At 62.8% G+C, this 22,688-nt stretch carries 19 protein-coding genes; 10 read left to right on the forward strand and 9 right to left on the reverse strand.

The window, feature by feature from the left end; genetic code table 11:
• Positions 1-26 precede the first annotated feature (26 nt).
• From fabF to JG739_RS11680, 3 genes are all read left to right on the forward strand, one after another.
• Positions 27-1,304 (forward strand): beta-ketoacyl-ACP synthase II, encoded by a 1,278-nt coding sequence (gene fabF, locus JG739_RS11670; RefSeq protein WP_202366587.1) that lies wholly within the window; start codon positions 27-29, stop codon positions 1,302-1,304.
• A gap of 68 nt (positions 1,305-1,372) precedes the next feature.
• Positions 1,373-2,185: an oxidoreductase gene (locus JG739_RS11675; protein WP_202366588.1), complete on the forward strand. Its 813-nt coding sequence runs from the start codon at positions 1,373-1,375 to the stop codon at positions 2,183-2,185.
• Positions 2,186-2,444: 259 nt separating this feature from the next.
• Positions 2,445-2,645 carry a hypothetical protein gene (locus tag JG739_RS11680; protein WP_202366589.1) on the forward strand — a complete coding sequence of 67 codons (201 nt, stop codon included), beginning with the start codon at positions 2,445-2,447 and terminating at the stop codon, positions 2,643-2,645.
• 23 nt (positions 2,646-2,668) lie between these two features.
• On the opposite strand, the gene JG739_RS11685 is transcribed toward JG739_RS11680, so the two are convergent.
• The 6 genes from JG739_RS11685 to JG739_RS11710 all read right to left on the reverse strand — a co-directional run bounded on the left by JG739_RS11685 (position 2,669) and on the right by JG739_RS11710 (position 7,885).
• Positions 2,669-3,298, reverse strand: coding sequence for a hypothetical protein (locus JG739_RS11685; RefSeq protein ID WP_202366590.1), 630 nt, complete (start codon positions 3,296-3,298; stop codon positions 2,669-2,671).
• Positions 3,298-4,173 (reverse strand): ABC transporter permease, encoded by an 876-nt coding sequence (locus tag JG739_RS11690; RefSeq protein WP_446720549.1) that lies wholly within the window; start codon positions 4,171-4,173, stop codon positions 3,298-3,300. Before JG739_RS11690 ends, JG739_RS11685 begins: the two co-directional genes overlap by 1 nt.
• Positions 4,170-4,958 carry an ATP-binding cassette domain-containing protein gene (locus tag JG739_RS11695; RefSeq protein ID WP_202366591.1) on the reverse strand — a complete coding sequence of 263 codons (789 nt, stop codon included), beginning with the start codon at positions 4,956-4,958 and terminating at the stop codon, positions 4,170-4,172. The genes JG739_RS11690 and JG739_RS11695 overlap by 4 nt, the downstream gene beginning before the upstream one ends.
• A gap of 100 nt (positions 4,959-5,058) precedes the next feature.
• Positions 5,059-5,559 (reverse strand): hypothetical protein, encoded by a 501-nt coding sequence (locus JG739_RS11700; protein ID WP_202366592.1) that lies wholly within the window; start codon positions 5,557-5,559, stop codon positions 5,059-5,061.
• 82 nt (positions 5,560-5,641) lie between these two features.
• Positions 5,642-6,568, reverse strand: a complete 927-nt coding sequence (locus JG739_RS11705; RefSeq protein WP_202367430.1) for a YVTN family beta-propeller repeat protein — start codon at positions 6,566-6,568, stop codon at positions 5,642-5,644.
• A gap of 66 nt (positions 6,569-6,634) precedes the next feature.
• A complete protein-coding gene (locus JG739_RS11710; RefSeq protein WP_202366593.1) occupies positions 6,635-7,885 on the reverse strand; it encodes an ABC transporter substrate-binding protein in 1,251 nt (416 codons plus the stop codon).
• 225 nt (positions 7,886-8,110) lie between these two features.
• On the opposite strand from JG739_RS11710, the gene JG739_RS35295 reads away from it, so the two are divergent.
• From JG739_RS35295 to JG739_RS11735, 5 genes are all read left to right on the forward strand, one after another.
• Positions 8,111-9,949, forward strand: a complete 1,839-nt coding sequence (locus tag JG739_RS35295; RefSeq protein WP_244749816.1) for a (5-formylfuran-3-yl)methyl phosphate synthase — start codon at positions 8,111-8,113, stop codon at positions 9,947-9,949.
• Between the two features lie 3 nt (positions 9,950-9,952).
• Complete coding sequence (locus JG739_RS11720; RefSeq protein ID WP_202366594.1) at positions 9,953-10,504, forward strand: flavoprotein; 552 nt, start codon at positions 9,953-9,955, stop codon at positions 10,502-10,504.
• Entirely contained in the window at positions 10,497-11,891 is a 1,395-nt protein-coding gene (locus tag JG739_RS11725) for a DUF6513 domain-containing protein (protein WP_202366595.1), read from the forward strand. The genes JG739_RS11720 and JG739_RS11725 overlap by 8 nt, the downstream gene beginning before the upstream one ends.
• A 3-nt stretch (positions 11,892-11,894) precedes the next feature.
• The gene (locus tag JG739_RS11730; protein WP_202366596.1) at positions 11,895-12,485 is read left to right on the forward strand and encodes a DUF447 domain-containing protein; all 591 of its coding nucleotides are present in this window, start codon (positions 11,895-11,897) and stop codon (positions 12,483-12,485) included.
• A 395-nt stretch (positions 12,486-12,880) separates the two neighbouring features.
• Entirely contained in the window at positions 12,881-14,653 is a 1,773-nt protein-coding gene (locus JG739_RS11735) for an adenylate/guanylate cyclase domain-containing protein (protein WP_202366597.1), read from the forward strand.
• Between the two features lie 359 nt (positions 14,654-15,012).
• Here the strand turns inward: JG739_RS11735 and JG739_RS11740 are convergent, their stop codons facing one another.
• Positions 15,013-16,224 (reverse strand): IS91 family transposase, encoded by a 1,212-nt coding sequence (locus tag JG739_RS11740; RefSeq protein ID WP_202364100.1) that lies wholly within the window; start codon positions 16,222-16,224, stop codon positions 15,013-15,015.
• A 2-nt stretch (positions 16,225-16,226) separates the two neighbouring features.
• Positions 16,227-17,135 carry a tyrosine-type recombinase/integrase gene (locus JG739_RS11745; protein WP_202364099.1) on the reverse strand — a complete coding sequence of 303 codons (909 nt, stop codon included), beginning with the start codon at positions 17,133-17,135 and terminating at the stop codon, positions 16,227-16,229.
• A gap of 231 nt (positions 17,136-17,366) precedes the next feature.
• On the opposite strand from JG739_RS11745, the gene JG739_RS11750 reads away from it, so the two are divergent.
• Positions 17,367-18,953 (forward strand): adenylate/guanylate cyclase domain-containing protein, encoded by a 1,587-nt coding sequence (locus JG739_RS11750; protein WP_202366598.1) that lies wholly within the window; start codon positions 17,367-17,369, stop codon positions 18,951-18,953.
• A gap of 305 nt (positions 18,954-19,258) precedes the next feature.
• On the opposite strand, the gene JG739_RS11755 is transcribed toward JG739_RS11750, so the two are convergent.
• Positions 19,259-19,657: a hypothetical protein gene (locus JG739_RS11755; RefSeq protein ID WP_244749818.1), complete on the reverse strand. Its 399-nt coding sequence runs from the start codon at positions 19,655-19,657 to the stop codon at positions 19,259-19,261.
• Between the two features lie 95 nt (positions 19,658-19,752).
• Between JG739_RS11755 and JG739_RS11765 the strand changes: the two genes are divergently transcribed.
• Complete coding sequence (locus JG739_RS11765; RefSeq protein WP_244749820.1) at positions 19,753-22,458, forward strand: DUF447 domain-containing protein; 2,706 nt, start codon at positions 19,753-19,755, stop codon at positions 22,456-22,458.
• Positions 22,459-22,688: the final 230 nt, after the last annotated feature.

Consider the following 22,688-nt stretch of genomic DNA (forward strand, 5'->3'; position numbering starts at 1 on the left):
GCGCAGCCAAATCGATAGGAAAATAGATGCGACGGATCGTTGTCACAGGCATGGGAGCGGTCACGCCCCTTGCTGCCGATGTCGAGGCATCGTGGTCGCGGCTCGTGGCCGGTCGCTCGGGCATCCGCAGGCTTCCGGACGATATGGTGGCAGACCTGCCGGCCAAGATCGGCGGGGTGGTTCCCTCGCTGGAAGACGATCCGGATGCTGGTTTCGGTCCGGATGCCGTCCTGGCGCCAAAAGACCAGCGCAAGGTAGACCGATTCATCATATTCGGGCTCGCCGCTGCACAAGAGGCTCTCGCGCAAGCAGGATGGGCGCCGGTCTCGGAAGCGGATCGCCTGGGCACGGCCACGATCATCGCCTCCGGCATCGGCGGGTTCCCCGCCATAACGGAGGCGGTGCGCACGGTCGACCAGCGCGGTGTCCGCCGCCTGTCGCCGTTTACGGTGCCGTCCTTCCTGGTGAACCTCGCGGCGGGCCACATCTCGATCCGCCATGGCTTCAAGGGGCCGCTCGGCGCGCCGGTGACGGCGTACGCGGCAGGCACCCAGGCGATTGGCGATGCTGCTCGTCTCATCCGCGCCAACGAAGCCGATATCGCCGTGTGCGGCGGCACCGAAGCCTGCATGAACATCGTCAGTCTCGGTGGTTTTGCTGCCGCACGCTCTCTTTCAACCGGCTTCAACTGGGCGCCGGCTCAGGCGTCACGGCCCTTCGACGTGTCGCGGGACGGCTTCGTCATGGGCGAAGGAGCCGGCGTGCTGGTCATCGAGGAACTGAGCCACGCGCTGGCGCGCGGCGCGAAACCGCTCGCCGAGCTCGTCGGCTACGGCACGACGGCGGATGCGCATCACGTCACCTCCGGTCCCGAGGATGGCGACGGGGCGCGCCGAGCCATGCAGATCGCGATTGCCCAAGCCGGCATTTCGCCGCGTGAGGTTCGCCACCTCAATGCGCACGCGACCTCCACGCCGATCGGTGATCTCGGCGAAATCGCGGCGATCAAAACACTCTTCGGCGCAGATTCCACCATCGCCGTCAGCGCAACGAAATCGGCGACCGGGCATCTGCTCGGAGCCGCCGGCGGGCTTGGAGCCATCTTCGCAATCCTGGCGCTCAGGGATCAGGTGGCGCCGCCAACCCTCAATCTGGGCGCGCCGGATCCAGCCGGCGACGGCATCGACTTCGTCGCCAACCAGGCCCGGCCGATGGCAATGGACTACGCGATATCAAACGGCTTCGGCTTTGGCGGCGTCAACGCCAGCGCGCTATTCCGGCGCTGGACGGACGAGATCGCCTGACTCCGACCTTTCGCGCTTCTTCCATGCCAATCCAAATCAGTCCAACCCCAGAGAAAGAGATGATCTCCATGAACAAAACCAATCCTGGCGTCGCCGTGGTGACGGGGGCGTCTTCCGGCATCGGGCGCGCGACGGCCATAGCTTTGCAAAGCGCCGGATACCGCGTGTTCGGCACCAGCCGTCGCGCAGCCGAAAACTCCGACGGCCTGACCATGCTGGCCTGTGACGTGACCGATGACGCGTCCGTGGCGAAACTGGTCGATGACGTGCTGGCCGAGACCGGGCGCATCGACCTGCTCGTCAACAATGCCGGCATGGGTTTGTTTGGTGGCGCGGAAGAGTCCTCCATGGCCCAGGCTCAGGCACTGTTCGATGTGAACGTCTTCGGCGTGCTTCGCGTGACCAACGCGGTCCTGCCGATAATGCGCCGTCAAGGCAAGGGTAGAATCGTCAATCTGAGTTCGGTGCAGGGGTTCATTCCAGCTCCCTATTTCGCGCTTTATGCGTCGACCAAACATGCCATCGAAGGCTATTCCGAATCACTCGACCATGAACTGCGCCCGTTCGGGATTCGCGTTGCCTTGGTCGAACCCGCCTATACCCGCACATCCTTCGAGGATAATCTCGCCAAGCCGGATCAGTTGCTTGATATCTATGACGCTGCGCGCGTTGGCATGAAAGCAGTCGTGCGGAGAGCAATGGAAAAAGGCGATTCACCCGAAGTGGTAGCCAAGACGGTTTTGGCGGCTGCGACCGATCGCGCTCCGAAGAGGCGCTATGCGGCGGGAAAAATGGCCCGCCAGGTCAGTCTCCTGCGCCGTTTCGTCCCCGCATCCGCATTCGACAAGAGCCTGCGTAAGCAGAACGGGCTGCCGGCCTGACGATACCGACGACTCCGTGAAAATCGGAATCATCGGCCCTGGAAACGTCGGCGCCACATTGAGGCAGCCCAAACCTGACGCAATTTGCTTTGGAGAACGCCCGGCGGTTGTTGGCGTTAGATAAGCGACATGTTATGTTGCAGTGCGAAAGAGCGGGGGCCACGTCCTTTCAAACCCTGTATGTGCGACCCCTGCAGACTGGTCGGTATCACTGAAACTCCCGGGCATGGGGTTCGGGATTCGATGGGGACAAGGGGTAATGCTTTACACGCTGGTTATGATGGTCTGCATGACGGATGTGCCGCAGACCTGTGAAAAACGCGAACAGATTGTGGACGGTCTGGCGATGAACCCCGGGACCGCCTTCATGCAGGCGCAGCCGCTGGTCGCCCAGTGGATCGAGACGCATCCCGGTTATTTCGTGCAGCGCTGGCGCATGCTGCCCGGCCGGGGAACGTGAGATCCGCTACGCAGATAGAGGTTCTACTTCTTCGCGGCGAGCGTTTCCGAGACGGCCTTGGACAATTGATAAAGTCGCTGCTCGATGATCGTCGGCACTTCACAGACATAAGTCAATGATTGGACGCGTTCATTGAAAATTCGCGTTGCGAATTTCAGCTGTTCGGTTCGCCGTTCGATGTCGTCGGGGTCTGCATCCGGCTTTGCCCGCAACGCATCGACGTCGGAGGCTGCCTTGCGCAAGGCGGCGGCCATTTCGAGCTGCTTGCGGGCGTACCGGGAAATGCCTGAGATCACGTGCGAACGCTCGGCGTCCATGTGATCGAACATGCCTTGCACCAGCATCGCCATTTTCGGCGCCAGCTGCTCGGCCGGCAGCGAGGCGCCGAAATCCTTGATCTTCTTCTGGGCTTCGGCAATCGGCATCCGCCGGGCTGCCACCTCCTCGACCAGAGCGGAGACGGCAGGGTCCTTCGAAAAGTCCTTCGCCGCTGGCGGAAGCTCCGGACCGTTCCAGATCTGGCCGAGCGAGAGCTGCGGCACCTTGCGCTGTATGCAGGGCCAGTCCGGATCGGTGTTCGCCGCCCTGGCGTTCACGCTCGGCGTCAGCATGGCAACCACAGCCAGGCTGCGAACGAGGCTCATTCGTGCCATCAGCCATTTCCTCCGGTGTCTTGTTTGCGGGTCACCAGGCCGCGCGAAGGGTCGTAGGCGATGATGGCGGCGGCAAGGAACAGAACGGTGCAGCCGGCAACGACGCCCAGCGACAGCCACTCAATCTGGCCGTAGAAGGCGAAGCGGATCAGTTCGACGGCATAGGTGAACGGATTGGCGAGGCAGATCTTGTGCAGCAGCGGACTCGCTTCCTGGATGCGCCACAACGGATAGAGCGCCGGCGAGGCGAAATAGCCGGGAAAGATGACGAAGTTCATGATGCCGGCGAAATTTTCGAGCTGCTTGATCATCGACGACAAAAGTATGCCGAGCGCGCAAAGCATCATGCCCGACAGGAACAGCGCCGGCAGCACCATGAGATAGCCGATCGGCGGCGCCTTGACGCCCCAGAACCAGGCCACGATCAGGAACGCGTAGACCTGCGCGATCGATACCGAGACCCCGGCGAGCATCTTCGACACCAGCAGGAACCAGCGCGGGAAGGGGCTGACCAAAAGCGTGCGCATGTTGCCCATCTCGCGGTCATAAACCATCGACAGCGAAGACTGCATGCCTGAGAACAGCAGGATCATGCCGCACAGCCCCGGCGTGATGTAGACCTCGTAGAGCACGTAGGTCTTGTAGGGCGGGATGATCGACACGCCGAGCACCTGCCGGAATCCGGCGGCAAAGATGAACAGCCAGATGAGCGGCCGAACCAGTGAGGAAATGAAGCGCTCGCGCTGGTGCAGGAAGCGCAGGCACTCGCGCAGGACGACGCCCTTGAGGCAAATGAGATAGTGGCGCAGGCCGAATTTCTCGAACTTCACAGGGATGATGCCGGCGACTTTTTCAGGCATTGCCGGGGCGCTCATGGCGATAGCTCCGCGGTGCCGGCCGCCTCGATGCGGCTGAGCCTGGAAAAGGCGTCGCGGATCGAGCCGGCGCCGCTCGTCCTGACGACATCGGCCACCTTGCCCTTGGCGACCAGTTCGCCCTGCCGCAGCACGACGACATGGTCGCCGTCGTCGACCTCGTCGATCAGATGCGTCGCCCACAGCACGCCGATGCCCTCGGTTTCGACGAGCTTGCGGATGGTGGCGAGAATGCCGGCGCGCGACTGGATGTCGAGACCGACCGTCGCCTCGTCGAGCAGCAGCAGCGATGGGCGGTGGAGCAGCGCCCTGGCGATCTCGATGCGCCGCATCTGGCCGCCGGAAAGGCTGCGCGCCTTGTCATGCTGCCGACCTGGCATGTCGACGATATCGAGCAACGCGGCGATGCGCTGCCGGGCCTCGTGTCCGCCGATGCCATGCAGCGCGGCGTGGTAGGAGAGGTTCTGGTGAACGCTGAGATCGAGGTCGAGCGTGCGCGCCTGGAACACGATGCCGACACGCCTGAGCGCCTCGCCCGAGGCGCGGCTGACGTCATGGCCGAAGATGCGGATCGATCCGCGACGGGTGTCGTAGAGATGGCTGATCAGCGAGAACAGGGTCGTCTTGCCGGCGCCGTTGAGACCGAGAAGGACGGTGAACGTCGCCGGCGCGATCGAGAACGAGACGTCGTTGAGCGCCCGCTTCGAACCATAGGAGTGGCTGACGGCGGCAACGTCGAGCGCCGCCACCTGATCTCCCGGTCCGCTTGTCCTCACATGCTGCACGCCGGCTGGCTCCTTGTCGTCGACAATAGTCTAGCGCACCTGGCGCACCACGAGTCTAGTGCACTGGGCCAGATCGCGAAGGTCTCGCTTTCCGGTCATCTTACTTGATCGTGATCGTGCCCTTCATGCCCTTGTCGGCGAGGTCGGGCACCGACCATGTGTAAATGCCGGGCCTCACGGTGCTAAACTGTACCTGGATGGTGCCGTCGGCGTCGAATTCGAGCCATGCGGGTGCGCCGTTCATGTGCACTTCAAGGTCGTTGATGACGATCTGGTTGTTCCACACATTGCGGAACAGGTCGGTATGGAATTTGTACTCCAGCCCGCCGGCCGCGGTAATCTTCCAGCGATAGCCCTGGCCGGCGATCAGCTCAAAGTCCTTCTGGTTGACGGTGAACTGGTCTTGCTTGCTGCCGAGGATAAGTTCCGGCACGTCCTTGCTGGCGCGGGTCGCCTTCTCGGCCTGCGGACTGGCCTCCGTGCTGGCCGCTGCGGCGGCGGCTGCGTCATCGTCATCGCCGTCGTCCTGCGCCCAGACCTGGCCCTGGGTGAGCGTCATGCCCACCAGCGCGGCGAAAGCGACTGCCCGAAATTTCCGCATGATTTCCTGCCCTTGTGCTGTTTTTCTGTCGGTTTGATTCACTTGGTTTATTCAATGGTTGATTGGGTTCATTTGGCGGGTTTCATTTGGGAGAGACGACGACGCCCCACGGCAGCGCGCCGACGGTCACCGACTGCACCGGCTCGTCGGTCGCCACGTCGATGAAAGTGATGTCGTTCGACACGCCGTTGGTCGAGATGATGGTTTTCTGGTCCGGGGTGAAAGCGAGCTGCCAGACGCGTTGGCCGACCAGCACATATTTCTCGACCTCGTATGTCTGCGTGTTGATCACCGCGACGCGGTTGGCCGGCCCGAGCGCGACATAGGCTTTCTTGCCGTCGGCGGTGATGCGCACGCCGACCGGCTGGATGGATTCGGGCCTCAGGCCGGCAATCTCGAAGGTGATCTTGTGGACGACTTCGCGCGTTTGATTGTCGATCACCGAAACCGTGCCTCCGATCTCGGCACTCACCCAGGCCTGCTTGCCGTCGGGGGTGAACTCGACGAAGCGCGGACGCGCGTCGACCAGCACGTTGTCGGTGATCTCGTGCGTCGACGTATCGATGAAATGCGCCATGTTCGTCGTTTCCGACGTGTTGACCATCGTCTTGCCGTCCGGGCTGACGCCCATGCCCTCCGGCTCGACGCCGACCGGGATCTCGGCCAGCACCTTCTTGCCCTCGATGTCGATGACGGTGACGAGATTGTCGTCCTCATTGGCGACATAAAGCGTCTTGCCGTCGGGCGACAGCACGAACAGCTCCGGGTCGGGCCCGGAAGGCAAGGTGTCGACGATCTCCAGCGACGCCGTGTCGATGACCTCGATCGAATCATCGTCGCTGGCGCAGAGATAGATGTGCTTGCCGTCGTGCGAGATGGTGATGCCGCGCGGACGCTGCCCGACATTGACGGTCTTCACCACCTGCATCGTCGCGGTGTCGACCACGGAAATCGTGTTGTCCTTCTCGTTGGAGACATAGGCCATGTAGGCCGACGCCGGGCCGGCCATGAAGCCGGTCACAACTATGGCGAGTGCGCAAGCTCGTCTCTGCACTAAAGTTCCTCCCGATCTTTTCTACTTAAGCACGCATTTTGTTTCCGGTTCATCGACCCCGAGCGTATCGAGCTCCGACAGCTGGTGCAAAAATCCCTCCTGCGGCGATGTCGAGACGACTGATCTGGTGTCGCCGAGGAAGATTGGCTGCCGCAACTGCTGGTTCCACTTGCGGAAGGTCAGTTTCTGCCCCTTGAAGGCGGCGATCGAAAAATCGTCGGAGCGGATGAAGTCGGCCATCTTGCGCGGGTCGGCGCCCTGCGTGCGGGTCGCCGCCTCGCCGAGGACGCGCACCGCCGTCCACGCCGCCATGTCCTTCGACACCATGCGGCGGCTATTCGCCTTGGCGAAGCGGTTCTGGATCTGGGTGCCGCCCCATTGCTCGCTGGCCGGATGCCAGGCCGACGGGGTGAGGCCGGCGGTGCCGGCGACCGGCCGTGGGACCCAGGTGCGGAACGGAACGTAGGTGCCGAACACCTCGCTTTCGTCGGCGACCAGCAGCACATCGTGCTCCGGCAGGTCCTGGGTGAAGACAGGCATCTGGCGCTGGATCTGGACGACGCCGGAATCGGTACGCCGTGCCGTTCCGGTATCCTCGAACAGCTTTTCGCCGACAATCTCGCCGCCGAAGCGCGTCGCCGCCCGGCGCAGCGCCTCGGCAAAAAGCTGGTCGCGCTCGTGCGAGCCGTAGATCAGCACCCAGCGCCGCCATTGCTTCCAGATGAGATATTGCGCCAGCCCGTCGGCCAGCATGCTGCGCGTCGGGATGGTGTGAAAGATATTGGCGCGGCATTCCTCCTCGCGCAGACTGTCGTCGGTAGCGCCGGCGTTGAAGATCAAAACGCCGTTGTCGCGGGCAAGATCGGCGATCGACAGCAACTGCCTGGCCGAGAGATCCGCGACCACATAGCGGTTGCCTTTGGCGATCATCTCCTGGAAGGCCGGGACGACATCTGCATCCGGCTTCACCTCGGTCACGTCGAGGCTGAACTTCTGGCCGAGGAAGCTGCCGGTCGTGTTGTTGTCGGCAATCGCCACATTGCCCCCGGCAACGCCTTCATCGCGCGGCGGGACGTCGAGCACCGACAACGCCAACTGCGGCGCATAGGCGCGCAAATAGCCTATCTTGATCTCGGTCAGTTTTTTTTCCGGCTTGGCCGTTGCGGTCGGCTGCTTGCCCGTCGCTTCCTGGGCCAGCGCGCCCGCAACGTTGACGGTCAGGGAAAAAAAGCACAAAAAGGCCGCCAGAGTGCCCGGCACCGCGCTCGTCATCGATAAAATTACCCATTCTTGCGCTAAAGTCCGATTGTTGTCGGAGCGGCGCGAAGTCAAGGTGCCCATGATGAGCTTAGCTGACCGGCAAATTTTATCAAACCCTGAAAGTGGACTTCTCACGTCTGCTTTAGTGCCGTGCCTGCTCGCCCGAACGGCGACCGAGCGGATTTCGGTATTCGGGCCCAAGAACGCTCTGTCCCTCATGCCGGAGAAAGTCCGTCAATGACCAGAATGCTGGCCAGCGTCACCGGCGTCGACGAGGCGGAGATCGCGCTTTCAGGCGGCGTCGACATCGTCGACCTGAAGGATCCGAAGGCGGGAGCGCTGGGCGCGGTGTCCACGCAGACCATCCGCCGGACGATTTCGCTGATCGCCGGCCGGGCGCCGGTCAGCGCGGTCTGCGGCGACCTGCCGATGGAACCGGAGACCATTCGCGCCAAGGCCGAAGAGATTTCTGCAACCGGCGTCGATTACGTCAAGATAGGTTTTTTCCCGACGGCAAATGCCACCGCCTGCGCGGCTGCGCTCGAACCGCTCGCCGCCCGAACGAAACTGATCGCGGTCCTGTTCGCCGACCTGGCGCCGGATTTCGAGCTTCTGCCGATGCTTGCCGGACATCGCTTTCATGGCGCAATGGTCGACACTGCGATCAAGGCCAGCGGGCGCCTGCTCGACCATGTGCCGCCCGAGCGTATTCCGGGTTTCGTCGATCGAGCCAAATCGCTCGGCCTCATGGTTGGGTTGAGCGGATCGCTGGAAGCCCCTGATATCCCGCGCATGCTGCCCTTCGTTCCCGATTTTCTCGGCTTTCGCGGGGCGCTGTGCGGCCATTCCGGCCGCGTCGGCTCGATCAGCGCCGAGGCGGTTGCGCAAATCCGCGACTTGATCCCGAAAGCATCCCGGGTCGGCGGCGCGTCGAGCGTCGACTACCGCCTGCTGGCGGCGAGGGGCTATTCGCCGGGCACCGACCCGACACTGGGTACCGACAAGATCTTCGTGCGGGACTTTGTCCTGCCGGTCCAGATCGGCGCCTACAGTTTTGAGCACGGCCATACCCAAAAAGTGCGTTTCGACGTGATCGCCGACGTGCTGCAAGTCACCGACCATCCCGAAGACATGCGCCATGTGTTTTCCTACGACATCATCATGGACGGCATTCGCACCATCGTCGCGCGCGGCCACATCCAGCTTAGCGAGGCCCTGGCCGAGCAGGTGGCGTCCTACATCCTGGAAAACCCGCGTGTCGTGCGGGTCACGGTAAGGGTGGAAAAACTCGAACTCGGCCCAGGCGGCGTCGGCGTCGAGATCGAACGCAAGCGCCAATCGGCAGGCCGCGGCGTTGCCTCCGGCTCTGCCGGCCGAAAAGACCAAAGCGCCGTTTCCCGGGCGCGACAGGAAAGGCCTGAGGCCATCAGGCGAGCCGTCAAGCCAGCCGTCGTCAAGCTTGGCGGCAGCACGGCCGATGCGGCGGAAATGGCGGACTGGGTCGCGGCGCTGGCGGGTTCCAAGCTGCCGATCGTCATCGTGCCGGGCGGCGGCCGCTTTGCCGACCAGGTGCGCGAGACGCAGATTTACATGGATTTTTCCGACACCGCCGCGCACGCCATGGCGATCCTCGCCATGGAGCAGTTCGCCCAAATCATCCTCGACCGTGACGAAAGGCTGGAGCCGGCACGGTCGCTGGAAGAAATGCGGCGGGCGCTGGACGCGGGGAAGGTGCCGGTGTGGCTGCCGTCGTCATTGACGCTGCCGGCGCCGGACATTCCGGCTTCCTGGGATGTTACCTCCGATTCCCTTGCCGCCTGGCTTGCCGGCAAGCTCGGCGCAAATGCGCTGCTCCTGATCAAGCAGACAGGCGCCTTCTCCGGCAGCGACACGATCGACGGCCTGGCGGCCAGAGGCATCGTCGACGCCGGCTTCGCCGCCATGCTGCCCGACGGTGTCGATGTCCATCTCGCCGGCCCGAAAGATGCCTCCGAGGCCATGGGGTTGCTCGCGGCGGGCGTTCTGCCCGGCATTCGGATCGCCGCCCCGATCCGGTCGGCAAGAATAGCAGGGTAGGCGATGGCGACGCTACATACGCCGCGCTGGGCATGGGTTTTGACCGGTTCCGGTCATTTTTTTACCGAGAGTTTTGCACTCATCCACCAGATCGAGCATTGCGATGTCTTCGTGTCGAAAGCCGCCAACGAAGTGCTGCGCATGTACAAGCTCAAGCTCGATTTTCCGGAGACGACGCGCGTGCTGCACGACAAGACGGCGAGCGCGATCCCGGTCGGCGAATTCTATCACGGTGTCTATCATACCGTGGTGGTGGCGCCGGCCAGCTCCAACACGGTCGCCAAATGCGTGCACGGCATTTCCGACACGCTCGCCACCAACGTCTTTGCCCAGGCCGGAAAATGCCGGGTGCCGGCCATCGTCTTTGCCTGCGACACCGCGCCGGAACTCGAAACCATGGCGCCGCATGGGCTGGTCAAGGTCTATCCGCGCAGCATCGACCTGGAGAACACCAACCAGCTGAAGAGTTTTGAGCGAACCCAGGTGGTCGAGTCGCTTGTCGATCTCGAAGCCTCGGTCAGGCGGCGCCACGCCGAACTCGCAAGCCATGGCTGAGCGGCTGGTCTTTCTCACCGGCCATCTGGCCAAGGTTCGGCTGGAGAGGCTGCTGGCCGGACTGGGCGAAACCGAATTTGCCTGGGAGATCATCGACATCGGCGTCAAGGTCGCGGCGCTGATGAGCGAAGATATCATCAAGCGGCGGCTCAGCCTGACAGGCGCCGTCGACCGCGTCATCCTGCCCGGCCGCTATCGCGGCGACATCGAGCATCTGTCGAACCATTTCGGCGTGCCCTTCGTGCGCGGGCCCGACGAGATCGCCGATCTGCCGGCCTTTCTCGGCCGGGCGGGCGAGCCGCCCGACCTTTCGCGTCACGACATGCGCATCTTCGCTGAAATCGTCGATGCGCCGATGCTGTCGGTCGAGGCGCTGGTGGCGAGAGCAAGGACGCTGGCTGCGGCCGGCGCCGACGTCATCGATCTCGGCTGCCTGCCGGAAACGCCGTTTCCATTGCTGGAAGAGGCGGTGCGCGAGCTGAAGGCACAGGGATTTCTGGTCAGCGTCGATTCGGCCAGATCAGACGAACTGTCGATCGGCGCACGCGCCGGTGCGGACTATCTTCTCAGCCTCGACGAGAACACGCTGCCCTTGGCCTTCGACTACAAGGCCGTACCAGTGCTGATCCCGGCCACCCCCGGCGACCTGGATTCGCTCGGCCGCGCCGTTGAGGCGGCGCAAAAGGCCGGCGTCGCCTTCCTCGCCGATCCGGTGCTCGACCCGATCCATTTCGGCTTTGCCGCCTCACTCGGGCGCTTTATCGAGGCGCGCCGCCGCTGGCCCGAGGTCGAACTGCTGATGGGCACCGGCAATCTCACCGAATTGACCGACGCCGACAGTTCCGGCGTTACCGCCGTTCTGGCCGGGCTCTGCTCGGAACTTCAGATCCGAAACGTGCTTGCCGTGCATGTCAGCCCGCACACACTGCGAACGATCGAGGAGCACGACATTGCCCGCCGCATCCTGTTTGCCGCCAAGAACGACGGTGCGCTGCCGCGCAGTTATCATCCAGGGCTGCTGCAGGTTCACGACCGCAAGCCGTTCACCGCCTCGACCGAGGATATCGAAGCGCTCGCAGCCGAGGTGCGCGACGCCAACTTCCGCATCATGACCGCCGAGGACGGCATCCATGTTTTCAACGGCAAGGGGCATGCGGTTGCCACGGATGCGTTCGAACTCTTTGCCGGGCTTGGCGTTGAGGCGGATGGCGCACATGCATTCTATCTCGGCGCCGAGCTGATGAAGGCCGAAATCGCCTGGCGCCTCGGCAAGCGCTATGTGCAGGACGAGCCGCTCGCATGGGGCGTTGCCGCGCCGGCTCCCGAAACCGACCGCAGCCGTCTTGCCGAAGCGGGCCCCACGCTTCGCTCGAAGAAAGAGCGCTAAACCATGCCGTTCATTCGCGAATCGATCATCACTACCGTCAACAAAGCCGGCGACGTCCACATCGCGCCGATCGGCATCATCGCCGAGAAGGACGGCTGGGTGATCGCGCCTTTCCGGCCGTCGGTCACGCTCGACAATCTCGCCGAAGTGCCGTTCGCCATCGCCAACTATACCGACGACGTGCGTATCTTTGCCGGCTGCCTGACCGGCCGCAAGCATTGGCCGACCGTTGCGGTCGACGGGTTTCCGGTGCCGCGGCTGGCAGCGGCGCTCGCGCATTCGGTCCTCGAAGTCGAACGCGTCGACGACGATGCCATGCGGCCGCGCCATTTCTGCCGGGTGGTGCAGGAGGAAATGCATGCGCCGTTCACCGGCTTCAACCGCGCCAAGGCGGCGGTGCTGGAACTGGCCATCCTGGTCAGCCGGCTCGGCATGCTGCCGCGCGACAAGATCGAGGCGGAAATCGCCTATCTTTCGATTGCAATCGAAAAGACCGCGGGCGAGGCCGAAAAGCAAGCCTGGGACTGGCTGATGCAGCGTGTCGGCGACCACCTGTCGGTCCAGGAGTCGCACGGCGACGAGGTGCGGAGCTGAACCGCTGAACCTGGGTAAGCGTCGGGGCTGACGTGTTTTAGCATGATACGCGGTGGCGCTGATCTCAAACGGCGGTGTTCGACCCTTTTGCGGTCATTGAGCCCAGTATGCACGATGACCGGAGTGTGCCAATTTCGACCTAACAGGCAAAGTTCGTTGTTGCCCTGAAGCGGATACCACTAAGCTGAGGGTCGTGGTTGCGACTCTCCCGGATCAGGGAAACATTCCCGCCTATCTAAGACCCATGGAAGGCACGAGACTCGACCATTAGTGGGAACGGCTCAGCCGATACCAAGACGCAAGAATTTAGGTTACCTTTCTGGGACTGAGCTGTCGCGACTTATGGTCGGGTCGCATCATGTGGGAGACCTTTCTCCAATCTCAAAGCCGCTTCCATGCGTCGATCGCTATTCCGGAAGTATTTTTTGGTCTTATTCGCGGCGGTCGTTTTTCCGATGGCCGCTAGTGGCATCAGCAACACGTGGTTCAGCTATGGCGACCAGCATGCGATCCTCAGCGCCCTGCTGCGGTCTGAGGCGACATCTGCGGCCGACAAGATTGAGAGCTTTCTTGACGGCATCAAAATTCCGCTTGGCTCCACGATCCCCGAGGACGTGTCGGCCAATGCCGGCGTGAAACAGCTTCGGCTTCTTTTCCTGCGCGTGATGCACCAGGTCCCGGGAATTCTCAGCATCAGTTTCGTCGACGGCGCCGGCGCGGAACGGCTGCACGTGTCGCGCACGGGCTCGAACAGGACGGAAGGCGGGGCGGATCGCTCGGGCGATCCCGCTGTCGTGGGCGCCAGGACGGCGAAGGTCTGGTATGGCCCGATCGCCTATCGCCAGGGTTCCGAACCGTCGGTAACCATGGCGATGGCCAACTACGACGATACAGTCCTAGAAAACACGATCATCGCCGAAATCAGTCTGAAGCCTGTCTGGCTCATCGTTTCCGAGATTCGCGTGGGCCGCAGCGGCCGGGCATTTGTCATCGACCAGACCGGCCGCCTCATCGCTCACCCCGCGATCAGCGAAGTGATGCAGGGCGCCGACGAGAAAGCAGCGTTGGCCCTGCGCGGATTGCGGGATGCGATCGCAGCCACGGGCGGGACTGCGATTGCAAGCCGCAACTCCGAGAATGAACGCGTTGTGACCGCCGGCGCGCCGGTTGCCGCGGCCGGCTGGACGGTACTTGTCGAGCAGTCGCAGGCAGAGGCTTTTGCACCCTTATACGCTTTGTTGTGGCGGACAGGCGGGTTGTTACTCGCCGCCACAGTCCTTGCGGCGGTACTCGCCTATTGGCTTGCCGGACGGATGAGCGGCCCCATCCGACTGCTGGAAGAGGGCACAGAGAAGATCGGCGCTGGACAGTTCGATCATCGGATCAACATCGCCACTGGAGACGAGCTTGAGCGGCTGGCCTCGCGGTTCAATCAAATGGCGCAGGAACTCGCCGAATCGCGGGATCGCGCTGAGCGAATGACGCGACTGAAGCGCTTCCTGGCACCACAGGTGGCGGAACTCGTAGAAAAGGCTGGCGACGAGAGAATGCTTGCCGGACAGCGCGCGGAAGTGGTCGCTGTTTTTTGCGATTTGCGTGGCTTCACCGCATTTTCGGCGCACGCTGAGCCTGAGGACATTATGCAGCTCTTGCGTGAATACTACGAGGCGCTCGGCGCGATCGTCACCCGGTATGAGGTGACGCTGACCAGTTTTTCGGCGGATGGATTGATGATCCTCGTCAACGCCCCGGTTCCATGTCAAGAGCCGGCGCTTCATGCCGTAAAAATGGCTGTCGACATGCAGGAAGCCATTCAAGGACTCATATCCGGGTGGCGGCAGCATGGCTATCAGATTGGTTTCGGCATGGGGCTCGCTATGGGGTGGGCAACGGTGGGCCGAATTGGCTATGAGGCCCGCGTCGACTACACCGCAATCGGCAATGTCGTGAACCTTGCATCGAGGCTGTGTTCATCCGCTGACGATCGACAAATCCTTATCGACTATTCCGTGGCGCGCCATCTGCGTGACAAAATTCCGATCGCCGACCTCGGCACTCGCCAGTTCAAAGGCCTAGACGGGCACGTTCGCGTCTACAATGTTGAGACGCAAGGGATCGACCGGCCGAATTTAGATCCTGCTGAGAATGACGTGGCGGCAAAGAGCTAGGCTCCTCTGCATCGACGTCCGCTATCGCTCATCCCTACACCACAAGCGGACCTACTGCTCTCGTGAAGGGTTTCGGGCGCCGGCAGGCGTACGAAAGTCCCCGAGGAAGGAACCCGCGGGCCACAGGCGATGGCTATGGGGATTTCGGATTTCGGCCGATGTCAGCGATGGCGCGACCGCCGTCGAGGAGCGGCGGGATTGATGCACACGGACCGCCTTGTCTTCCGGCCGTGCGGCATCGTCGGCTCGGTGCGCGGTCGGACGCAGCCCTGTCGACGCCGATGGTCACCATGGACGGCGTGGGTTCGTTGCCGGAGGCTGAGTGCCTGCGATTGAAGGCTGGACCATGCCATGCCGGGTCATGGCGTGCTTCTCCCGGTTGATGGGGAATCGTGTGGCGGTCCGCGCGGCTGCCTCCATCGTTCGAACACCTCGATCACGATCATGCGGCCGCCACAGCAGGGGCATGGCGGGCGAAAGTTGTCCGGTTCAAAGTTGTCCGGTTCGTCCATGGTGTCATCGTCGGACGGTGCGGCGACGTTCAGGAGTTCACGAGCAAGCGCGAGGCTGGCCTTGCGAGCAGAACCGGCAAGCAGGCCGCAATGCCGGATGCGATGGAAGCCACGCGGCAGGACATGCAGCAGGAAGCGGCGGATGAACTCGTCGGCCGCGAGCGTCATGAGCTGCTGCCGGTCGGCGCCTTCGCGACGATAGTCCTTGTAGCGGAAGGTGACGCCGCTCTCGTCGAGGCGGATGAGGCGGCTGTTCGAGACCGCCACCCGGTGGGTGTAGCGCGACAGGTAGGCGAGCACCGCTTCCGGGCCGGCGAAGGGCGCCTTGGCGTAGACCACCCAGCGCTTCTTCCGGATCGGCGACAGGTGGCGCAGGAATGCCCGCCGTTCCGCGAGATGAGCAATCGCGCCGAAGAAGGCGAGCCGGCCAGCGTCGTCGTGCAGCGCGACCAACCGGGAGAGGAACAGCCGGCGGAACAGCTTGCCGAGCACCCGCACCGGCAGCAGGAAGGCGGGACGCGACGATATCCACCGGCTTCCGTCCGGCGAGATGCCACCGCCTGGCACGATCATGTGCACGTGCGGATGATGCGTCATCGCCGAACCCCATGTGTGGAGCACGGCGGTGATGCCGATGCGTGCGCCCAGATGCTTCGGATCGGCCGCGATGGTCAGCATCGTCTCCGACGCCGCCTTGAACAGCAGGTCGTAGACCGCCGCCTTGTTGTGGAAGGCGATGTCGGCGACCTCGGCTGGCAGCGTGAAGACGACGTGGAAGTAGCCGACCGGCAGCAGGTCGGCCTCGCGCTCGGCAAGCCATGTCCGCGCCGCGGCACCCTGGCACTTTGGACAGTGCCGGTTGCGGCAGGAGTTGTAGGCGATGCGCCAGTGGCCGCAGTCCTCGCAGGCCTCGACGTGACCGCCAAGGGCCGCGGTGCGGCAGTGCTCGATCGCCGACATGACCTTGAGCTGCTGCAGTGTCAGATGCCCTGCATGGGCGGCCCGGTAGGCGGGCCCGGCAGTGCGGAAGATGTCGGCAACCTCGATCGAGGCGCGCACGCTCAGCCGTCGGGTGAGATCTCTTCCGGCTTGAAGAGGCCAAGCTTGTCGAGCGGGCTCGTGACGGTGCGCACCGTGCGGGTTGCAACCTTGGTGTAGAAGGCGGTGCTATTTAGCTTGGCGTGCCCGAGCAGGACCTGGATGATCCGGATGTCGGTGCCGTCCTCCAGCAGGTGGGTGGCGAAGCTGTGGCGCAGCGTGTGCGGCCCGACGCGCTTGGCGATGTCGGCCGCCTGCGCTGCCTCGACGACCACGCGATAGAGCTGGCGGGTGCAGATGGGCTTCATCGCATGCTGCCCCGGAAACAGCCAGCCGTCGCGGTGCATCACGCCCTGCTGGCGTCCGACCTTCCACCACTGGCGCAGCAACAAGAGCAGGTCTTGCGACAGCATGGCGTTCCGGTATCGCCCGCCCTTGCCGCGCTCGACACGTAGCAGCATGCGCTCACTATCGACGTCGGCGATCTTCAGCGTCGACACCTCCGCCACGCGCAGGCCCGCGCCATAAGCGACCGACAGCGCGGCCTGGTGCTTCAGGCAGGTGGTGGCGTTGAGCAGCCGGGCGACCTCGTCGCGGCTCAGCACCACCGGCAGCGTGCGCGGGTGCGCCAGACGAACGAGCTTGCGCGCCAGATCGGGACGATCGACCGTATGCGTGAAGAAGAAGCGCAGCGCCGACACGATGCTGTTCATCGTCGGCACGGGAACACCGTCGTCCTGCTGCTCGATCTGGAACTGGCGCAGGTCGTCGGTGGTCGCTGTGTCTGGTGAACGCCCGAGGAACGTCGCCAGGCGTCCGATGTCGCGGAGATAGTTGCGCTGCGTCTCCCGTGAGAAACGCCGCATGTTCATGTCGTCGATCAGCCGCTGACGAAGTGGACTGATAGGTGCATCAAGAACAGGATAGGGCATGGTCAGGCTCCTTGTTGAAGAAGCCCGCCATGCTCTGCTCCAGCCGAACGACGCTCAACGCGAGCGCGACGATCGACCCATAACCCTTACCTCAACCACAGGGTGCCCTCCCGCGCGAGCGGGTTCGTTCTTCGGCCCCATCGTGTTCTCACCGAGCCACTGGCGCTGGTAGCGAGCCGCGAATGAGGTATAGTTCAGGTATTGGATAACGGGTGGGCGGTAACCTGGACAATGGCGGGATTGGGTGAACAGATTGCGCGTGAGCAACGCACCATGGGACCGCTCCTGGTTGCGGCAGTGGCCGTCGGCCTTATAGGTCTGCCAGTCGCAGCTTGGCTCGACCTCCGAGATTTGTCGGAACGCATGCTGCGCACGCAAGCCAGCGAAATCAGCCGGATCATCGACGACATGCGCGGATTCTACGGCAGCGACGTCGTGGGACGGGTCCTGAAAGCTGACCGCGCCGTGACCGCGACGCACAATTACCGGGATGTACCAGGTGCGATCCCTATCCCAGCAACCCTCTCAATCGAACTCGGCAAGCGCATCAGCGCTCACGACGGGTCCGTCAAATATCGCTTCATCTCGGACCTGCCTTTCAAAGGCCGCGAGCCCCACCAGCTAGACACATTCGAGCGCAACGCAATCTCTGCCTTTCGCGCCAATCCAAGTGAGCCCATCATCGAAGCCTCGGGTTCGCTGTTTGACCGACACGTTCGCGCGGCGGCTCCCGTCGTAATGGGACAAGTCTGCGTCAACTGCCATAACTCGCATCCGGACAGCCCCAAGACAGACTGGAAGGTGGGGGATGTCCGAGGTATCCAGGAGATATCGGTCGCCCAGCCGATCGGGGCGAACGTCCTCTCTTTCAAGTATCTGCTTCTGTATTTCGGCTTCGCCGCTGCGGCGGGTCTGACGTTCATATTCCTGCAGCGTCGGCAGTCCGCCTTGGTTCACGGCATGAACACGGAACTCGCCGAGGCAAACGACTTTCTGGCCGCAATTTCATTGAAGATCGCCAAATATCTCTCGCCTCAAATTTATAAAAGCATCTTCAGCGGCCAAAAGGACGTGACTATCGCGACCGAGCGCAAGAAGCTCACAATCTTTTTCTCAGATATCAAAGATTTCACCGCGATCGCGGAACGGCTCCAGCCTGAGGACCTCACGGCACTCCTCAACGAGTACTTCACCGAGATGTCAATGATCGCGCTCAAGCACGAGGCTACGGTCGACAAGTTCATCGGCGACGCACTTCTTGTGTTCTTCGGAGACCCCGAGACAAAGGGTGTCGAGGAGGACGCGAGGGCCTGCTTGCGCATGGCTGTCGACATGCAGCGCCGGCTAGAGCAGCTGAACAGGTTGTGGCGTGATCGAGGAATTGAGCAGCCGTTCCGAGCTCGCATGGGCATCAACACGGGCTACTGCAATGTCGGCAACTTCGGCTCCGATGATCGCATGGACTACACGATCATCGGGGCCGAAGCGAATCTAGCGGCCCGCCTGCAATCGATTGCCGAACCTGGCGGCATCTGCCTTAGCTATGAGACCTATGCGCTCGTGCGCGACCTTGTCCGAGCGCGTCCGTTGGCGCCGATCGCCATGAAGGGGATCAGTCGGGAGGTAGTCCCCTATGAGGTCGAGGGCCTCCTTGGTGAACTGGCCCAACGCCCTCAGGTCATCAGCGAGCACGCGACTGGCCTCGACCTGTTCCTCGATGTCGAAGCTATCGACGAGAACGGGGTCGAACGGGCGAAGAAACGTCTTTCGGAGGCGCTCCTGGCCTTAACCGCCCGAAGCAAGCCCACTACTTTTTAGGGGTCTTTGAACGTCCGGTTCTGCCGCTACAGAGCCGTTTCGGAAACGCGCCCTCGACTCGAAGTAGACTCCTGCACGCGGAGCCCCATGGATGACCGCTTCGCGCCTCAGGAGTTGAATGGCAGCTATCCTGGAACTAGCCCCTTTAACCGGACTGTCAGCAACCGGCCCCGAACCCGACATGCGCCGAGTGGGTGCCGAACGCGAACTTTCCACCCTGTTGCGACCTTGCGCTGGTACGGGTTGGGATCCTTCAAGCCCGAGGGCTCATCGATCCGACTGATCGGATGGCCATGATATAGCACCTACAATTGAAAACCTGCCAGCAGCGCCACTGCGGACGCAGGCGCTACGCTGCTGGCTTCGCCGCGGACGGCGTCATCTGCGGGGATGATCTCGGCGAAGTCGACGAAGCGGCGTTGCATGCGTTTGGCCAGCCGCCTGATCTGCCAGCGGCCGGTGCCGGCGCCGACGATCGGCACATCCCGAGCCATGGGCCCGGCAACCAGGGACGCTGCGTCGTGGATCTTGCGCAATTGCTGTTCGCTGAACCAGCGCGCGACTTCGCGCCATTCCGGCAGGGTCAGCTCGGCGGCGTCGCGCCCGATCATGCGCGCCAGCCGGGCGATCGAGCCATCGACGGTCTTTTCCTTGCCGTCGGCGGAAGCGTGCCTGTCGTCCTTCTCGTCGAGCACCCCGACCATGCCTTACATCAGAGAATCGATCATCACCACCGCGGAACAAAGCCGGCGACGTCCACATCGCGCCGATCGGCATCATCGCCGAGAAGGACGGCTGGGTGATCGCGCCTTTCCGGCCGTCGGTCACGCTCGACAATCTCGCCGAAGTGCCGTTCGCCATCGCCAACTATACCGACGACGTGCGTATCTTTGCCGGCTGCCTGACCGGCCGCAAGCATTGGCCGACCGTTGCGGTCGACGGGTTTCCGGTGCCGCGGCTGGCAGCGGCGCTCGCGCATTCGGTCCTCGAAGTCGAACGCGTCGACGACGATGCCATGCGGCCGCGCCATTTCTGCCGGGTGGTGCAGGAGGAAATGCATGCGCCGTTCACCGGCTTCAACCGCGCCAAGGATCAAGAGTTCACGCCAAAATTTGCGCGGCTGGCCCAAGTCCTCCAGCGCGACCCGACAGGGCTCTCCTTGCGGGCCGATCCAAGCGCGCTCGCTCCCGAACGGCTTCTTGTTTTCGAGGTGAAGGGTGACGTTGCCAATTTTGCTCGCGCCGTCAGCCGAGTTCCCGGCCTGGAATTGATCGACGAAGAGGAGCTTCCGAGCGACGAGGACAAGGCGCCCTTCGCCTACCTGCTCGTGCCTGACCTCGTCGCGCTGCGACAAATCTTATCGCTTTGGCAAACTTGGCTGTCCGGGGGGGAGCTTCCTGATGGCTATGCGCCATGGCGCGATGTCTTTGGCTGCCTTCGTGATCTACGCGTCTGGGGTCCCGCAGACCGCGTGCAGCCTCTGGATGTCGAAATCCTCGAGGAGGAGATTGAGGGCCGTGATGACGAGGAGCTTGTATCCCTAGAGTTTGAGCTCATCTATCGCGGGGCGGTGGCGGTCGGCGCTGCGGCCGAGAGCGCTGTCGTCCAATCGATCGCCCAAGCGGGCGGAAATGTAATCCACCGCGCCCGTATCGACGATATCGCCTATCATGCAGTCCTGGCGCGGATCCCGGTTGCCTCAATCCGGATGCTGATTGCCCGCGCGCCGGGGAGCCTGGCCGGCGTTGAGCCGATCATGCACATCCGGCCCCAGAGCGTCGTCACCGGTATCGAGGCCAACGACAGTATTGCACCAGCCGCGCCGGTCGCCGAGCGTCCAGTCAGCGAAGCATCAATCCTGGCCTTGCTCGATGGTGTACCTGTCGCAGGCCATCCGCTGCTGCGCCGCCACCTGAATGTCGAGGACCATTTTGGCTTGGAACCCGATGCGCTTGTCGCGCAACGCGTTCATGGTTCGGCCATGGCGTCGCTCATCGTTCACGGGGACCGCAACCGACCAGAGCCGCCGCTTCCGCGCCAGATCCACTGCATCCCCGTTATGGGCAGCAATGATCGGTTTCCCCCAGATCGGCTGATCGTCGATCTCATCTACCAGGCGGTTCTGAAGATGCGCGGAGGGGAGCAGCCGTCAGCGCCGTGGGTCATTATCGTCAATATTTCGCTTGGAAACGTCAGGCGACCTTTCCACGGACAGCTATCGCCTTGGGCGCGGTTGCTTGACCGCCTCGCCTATCGGTTCGGCCTTCTTTTCCTGGTGAGCGCTGGCAACGTGACGGGGAACTTTCCCATCTCCGCCTTCCACACCCGCACGGCCTTCGAGGATGCGACCCCAGCCGTGCGCGCCGAAGGTGTCGTAAATGCCCTCGCGGCTGTCGTAGCAGACAGACGAATCCTGTCTCCATCCGAAACTATCAACGGCTTAACGATCGGTGGGCGCAATCTCGACTGGGTTTCGCAAGCTGATCGGGCGTCCGCCAGGGTTAATGTCGATCCGTTCACGGACCTTGATACCGCAAATCCTTCCAGCGCGCTCGGTCCAGGTTTTGCCAACTCCGTCAAACCTGACATCCTCATGCCGGCAGCACGTGAGCATCTTCGTGTCATTGGCAGCGGTAGTGGTGTCATCGTCAGCCCTACCAGCCCGGCGCGTGGGGCCGGCCTGAAGGTCGCAGCACCTCCGCGGTCAGGCATCGAGGGCGCCGAGGCATTCACGAATGGGACAAGCGCGGCAACAGCGCTCGCATCGCGAACGGCGCATCGCATCCACGATGCACTCGAAGCGGCCTATGGCCAAGAGTTCTTGCAGTTGTCCGGAACCCACCGCGCCGTCCTGATAAAAGCGCTTCTGGTTCATCCTGCCCGCTGGCCTCAGGAGGCTGCCACGCTCGTGAAACGCCTTCTTGGCCCGTTAGGAAGAGGCCAGGCACCACGCCAGAAGGACAATATCCGCAGGTTTTTCGGTTATGGGTTGTATGATGCCGATGACGCTGTTGCCTGTGCGGCAGATCGGGCAACTTTTTGGTGCGTTGGTGACTTGGGTCGCGAGCGCGTTGTCGACGTGGTTGTCCCGATCCCCTCTGCGATAAGTGGTCAAGCTCGCCCTCATTCCATTTCCGCGACACTCGCTTGGTTTACACCCGTGCTGCCGGGGCGAAAGTCCTATCGGTCCGTCAGAATGAAGATACTCGAACCAGGCGAACTCGATGTATTGGCGGTGACCGGCCATGGTGGCCAGCCTGATATGAACCAGACCAATCGCGGGACCGTGTACACGCGTCAATGGAGCGGCGATCGTGCAGCTGTCGTTACGGAAGGAATGACGGTCACGCTGAAAATTCAGCGCGATCCAGATCCTGCTGCTCCAGTCGATGAGGCGGTCCCCTTCGGGCTGGCCGTTTCACTCGAAATGCCGGGCGAGCTCCGTCTCTACGATCAGGTTCGAACACGCCTTCAGCCGCGGCCGCCACAGCGCGCTATGCCATAGAGCCTTCCCTTCGACGCTGTCCACGATCGCTTCTGGCGTATGGGAGGAGAGGAATTCTGCTGTTCGCTGGAGCGTCCACTTCTGGGGTTGTGAGCGAAACGTCTAAACGACAGAAATGGCGTCGTTGTTGAACGGCAACTTTCGTCTGCACAACACCTGTAACCGGGCGGACAGCTTACGGCCCCGAACCCGACATGCGCCGAGCGCGTGCCGAACGCGAACTTTCCACT

Origin of the sequence: Mesorhizobium sp. L-2-11 (assembly GCF_016756595.1) — a bacterium.
In the GTDB taxonomy this organism is placed as follows: Bacteria; Pseudomonadota; Alphaproteobacteria; order Rhizobiales; family Rhizobiaceae; genus Mesorhizobium.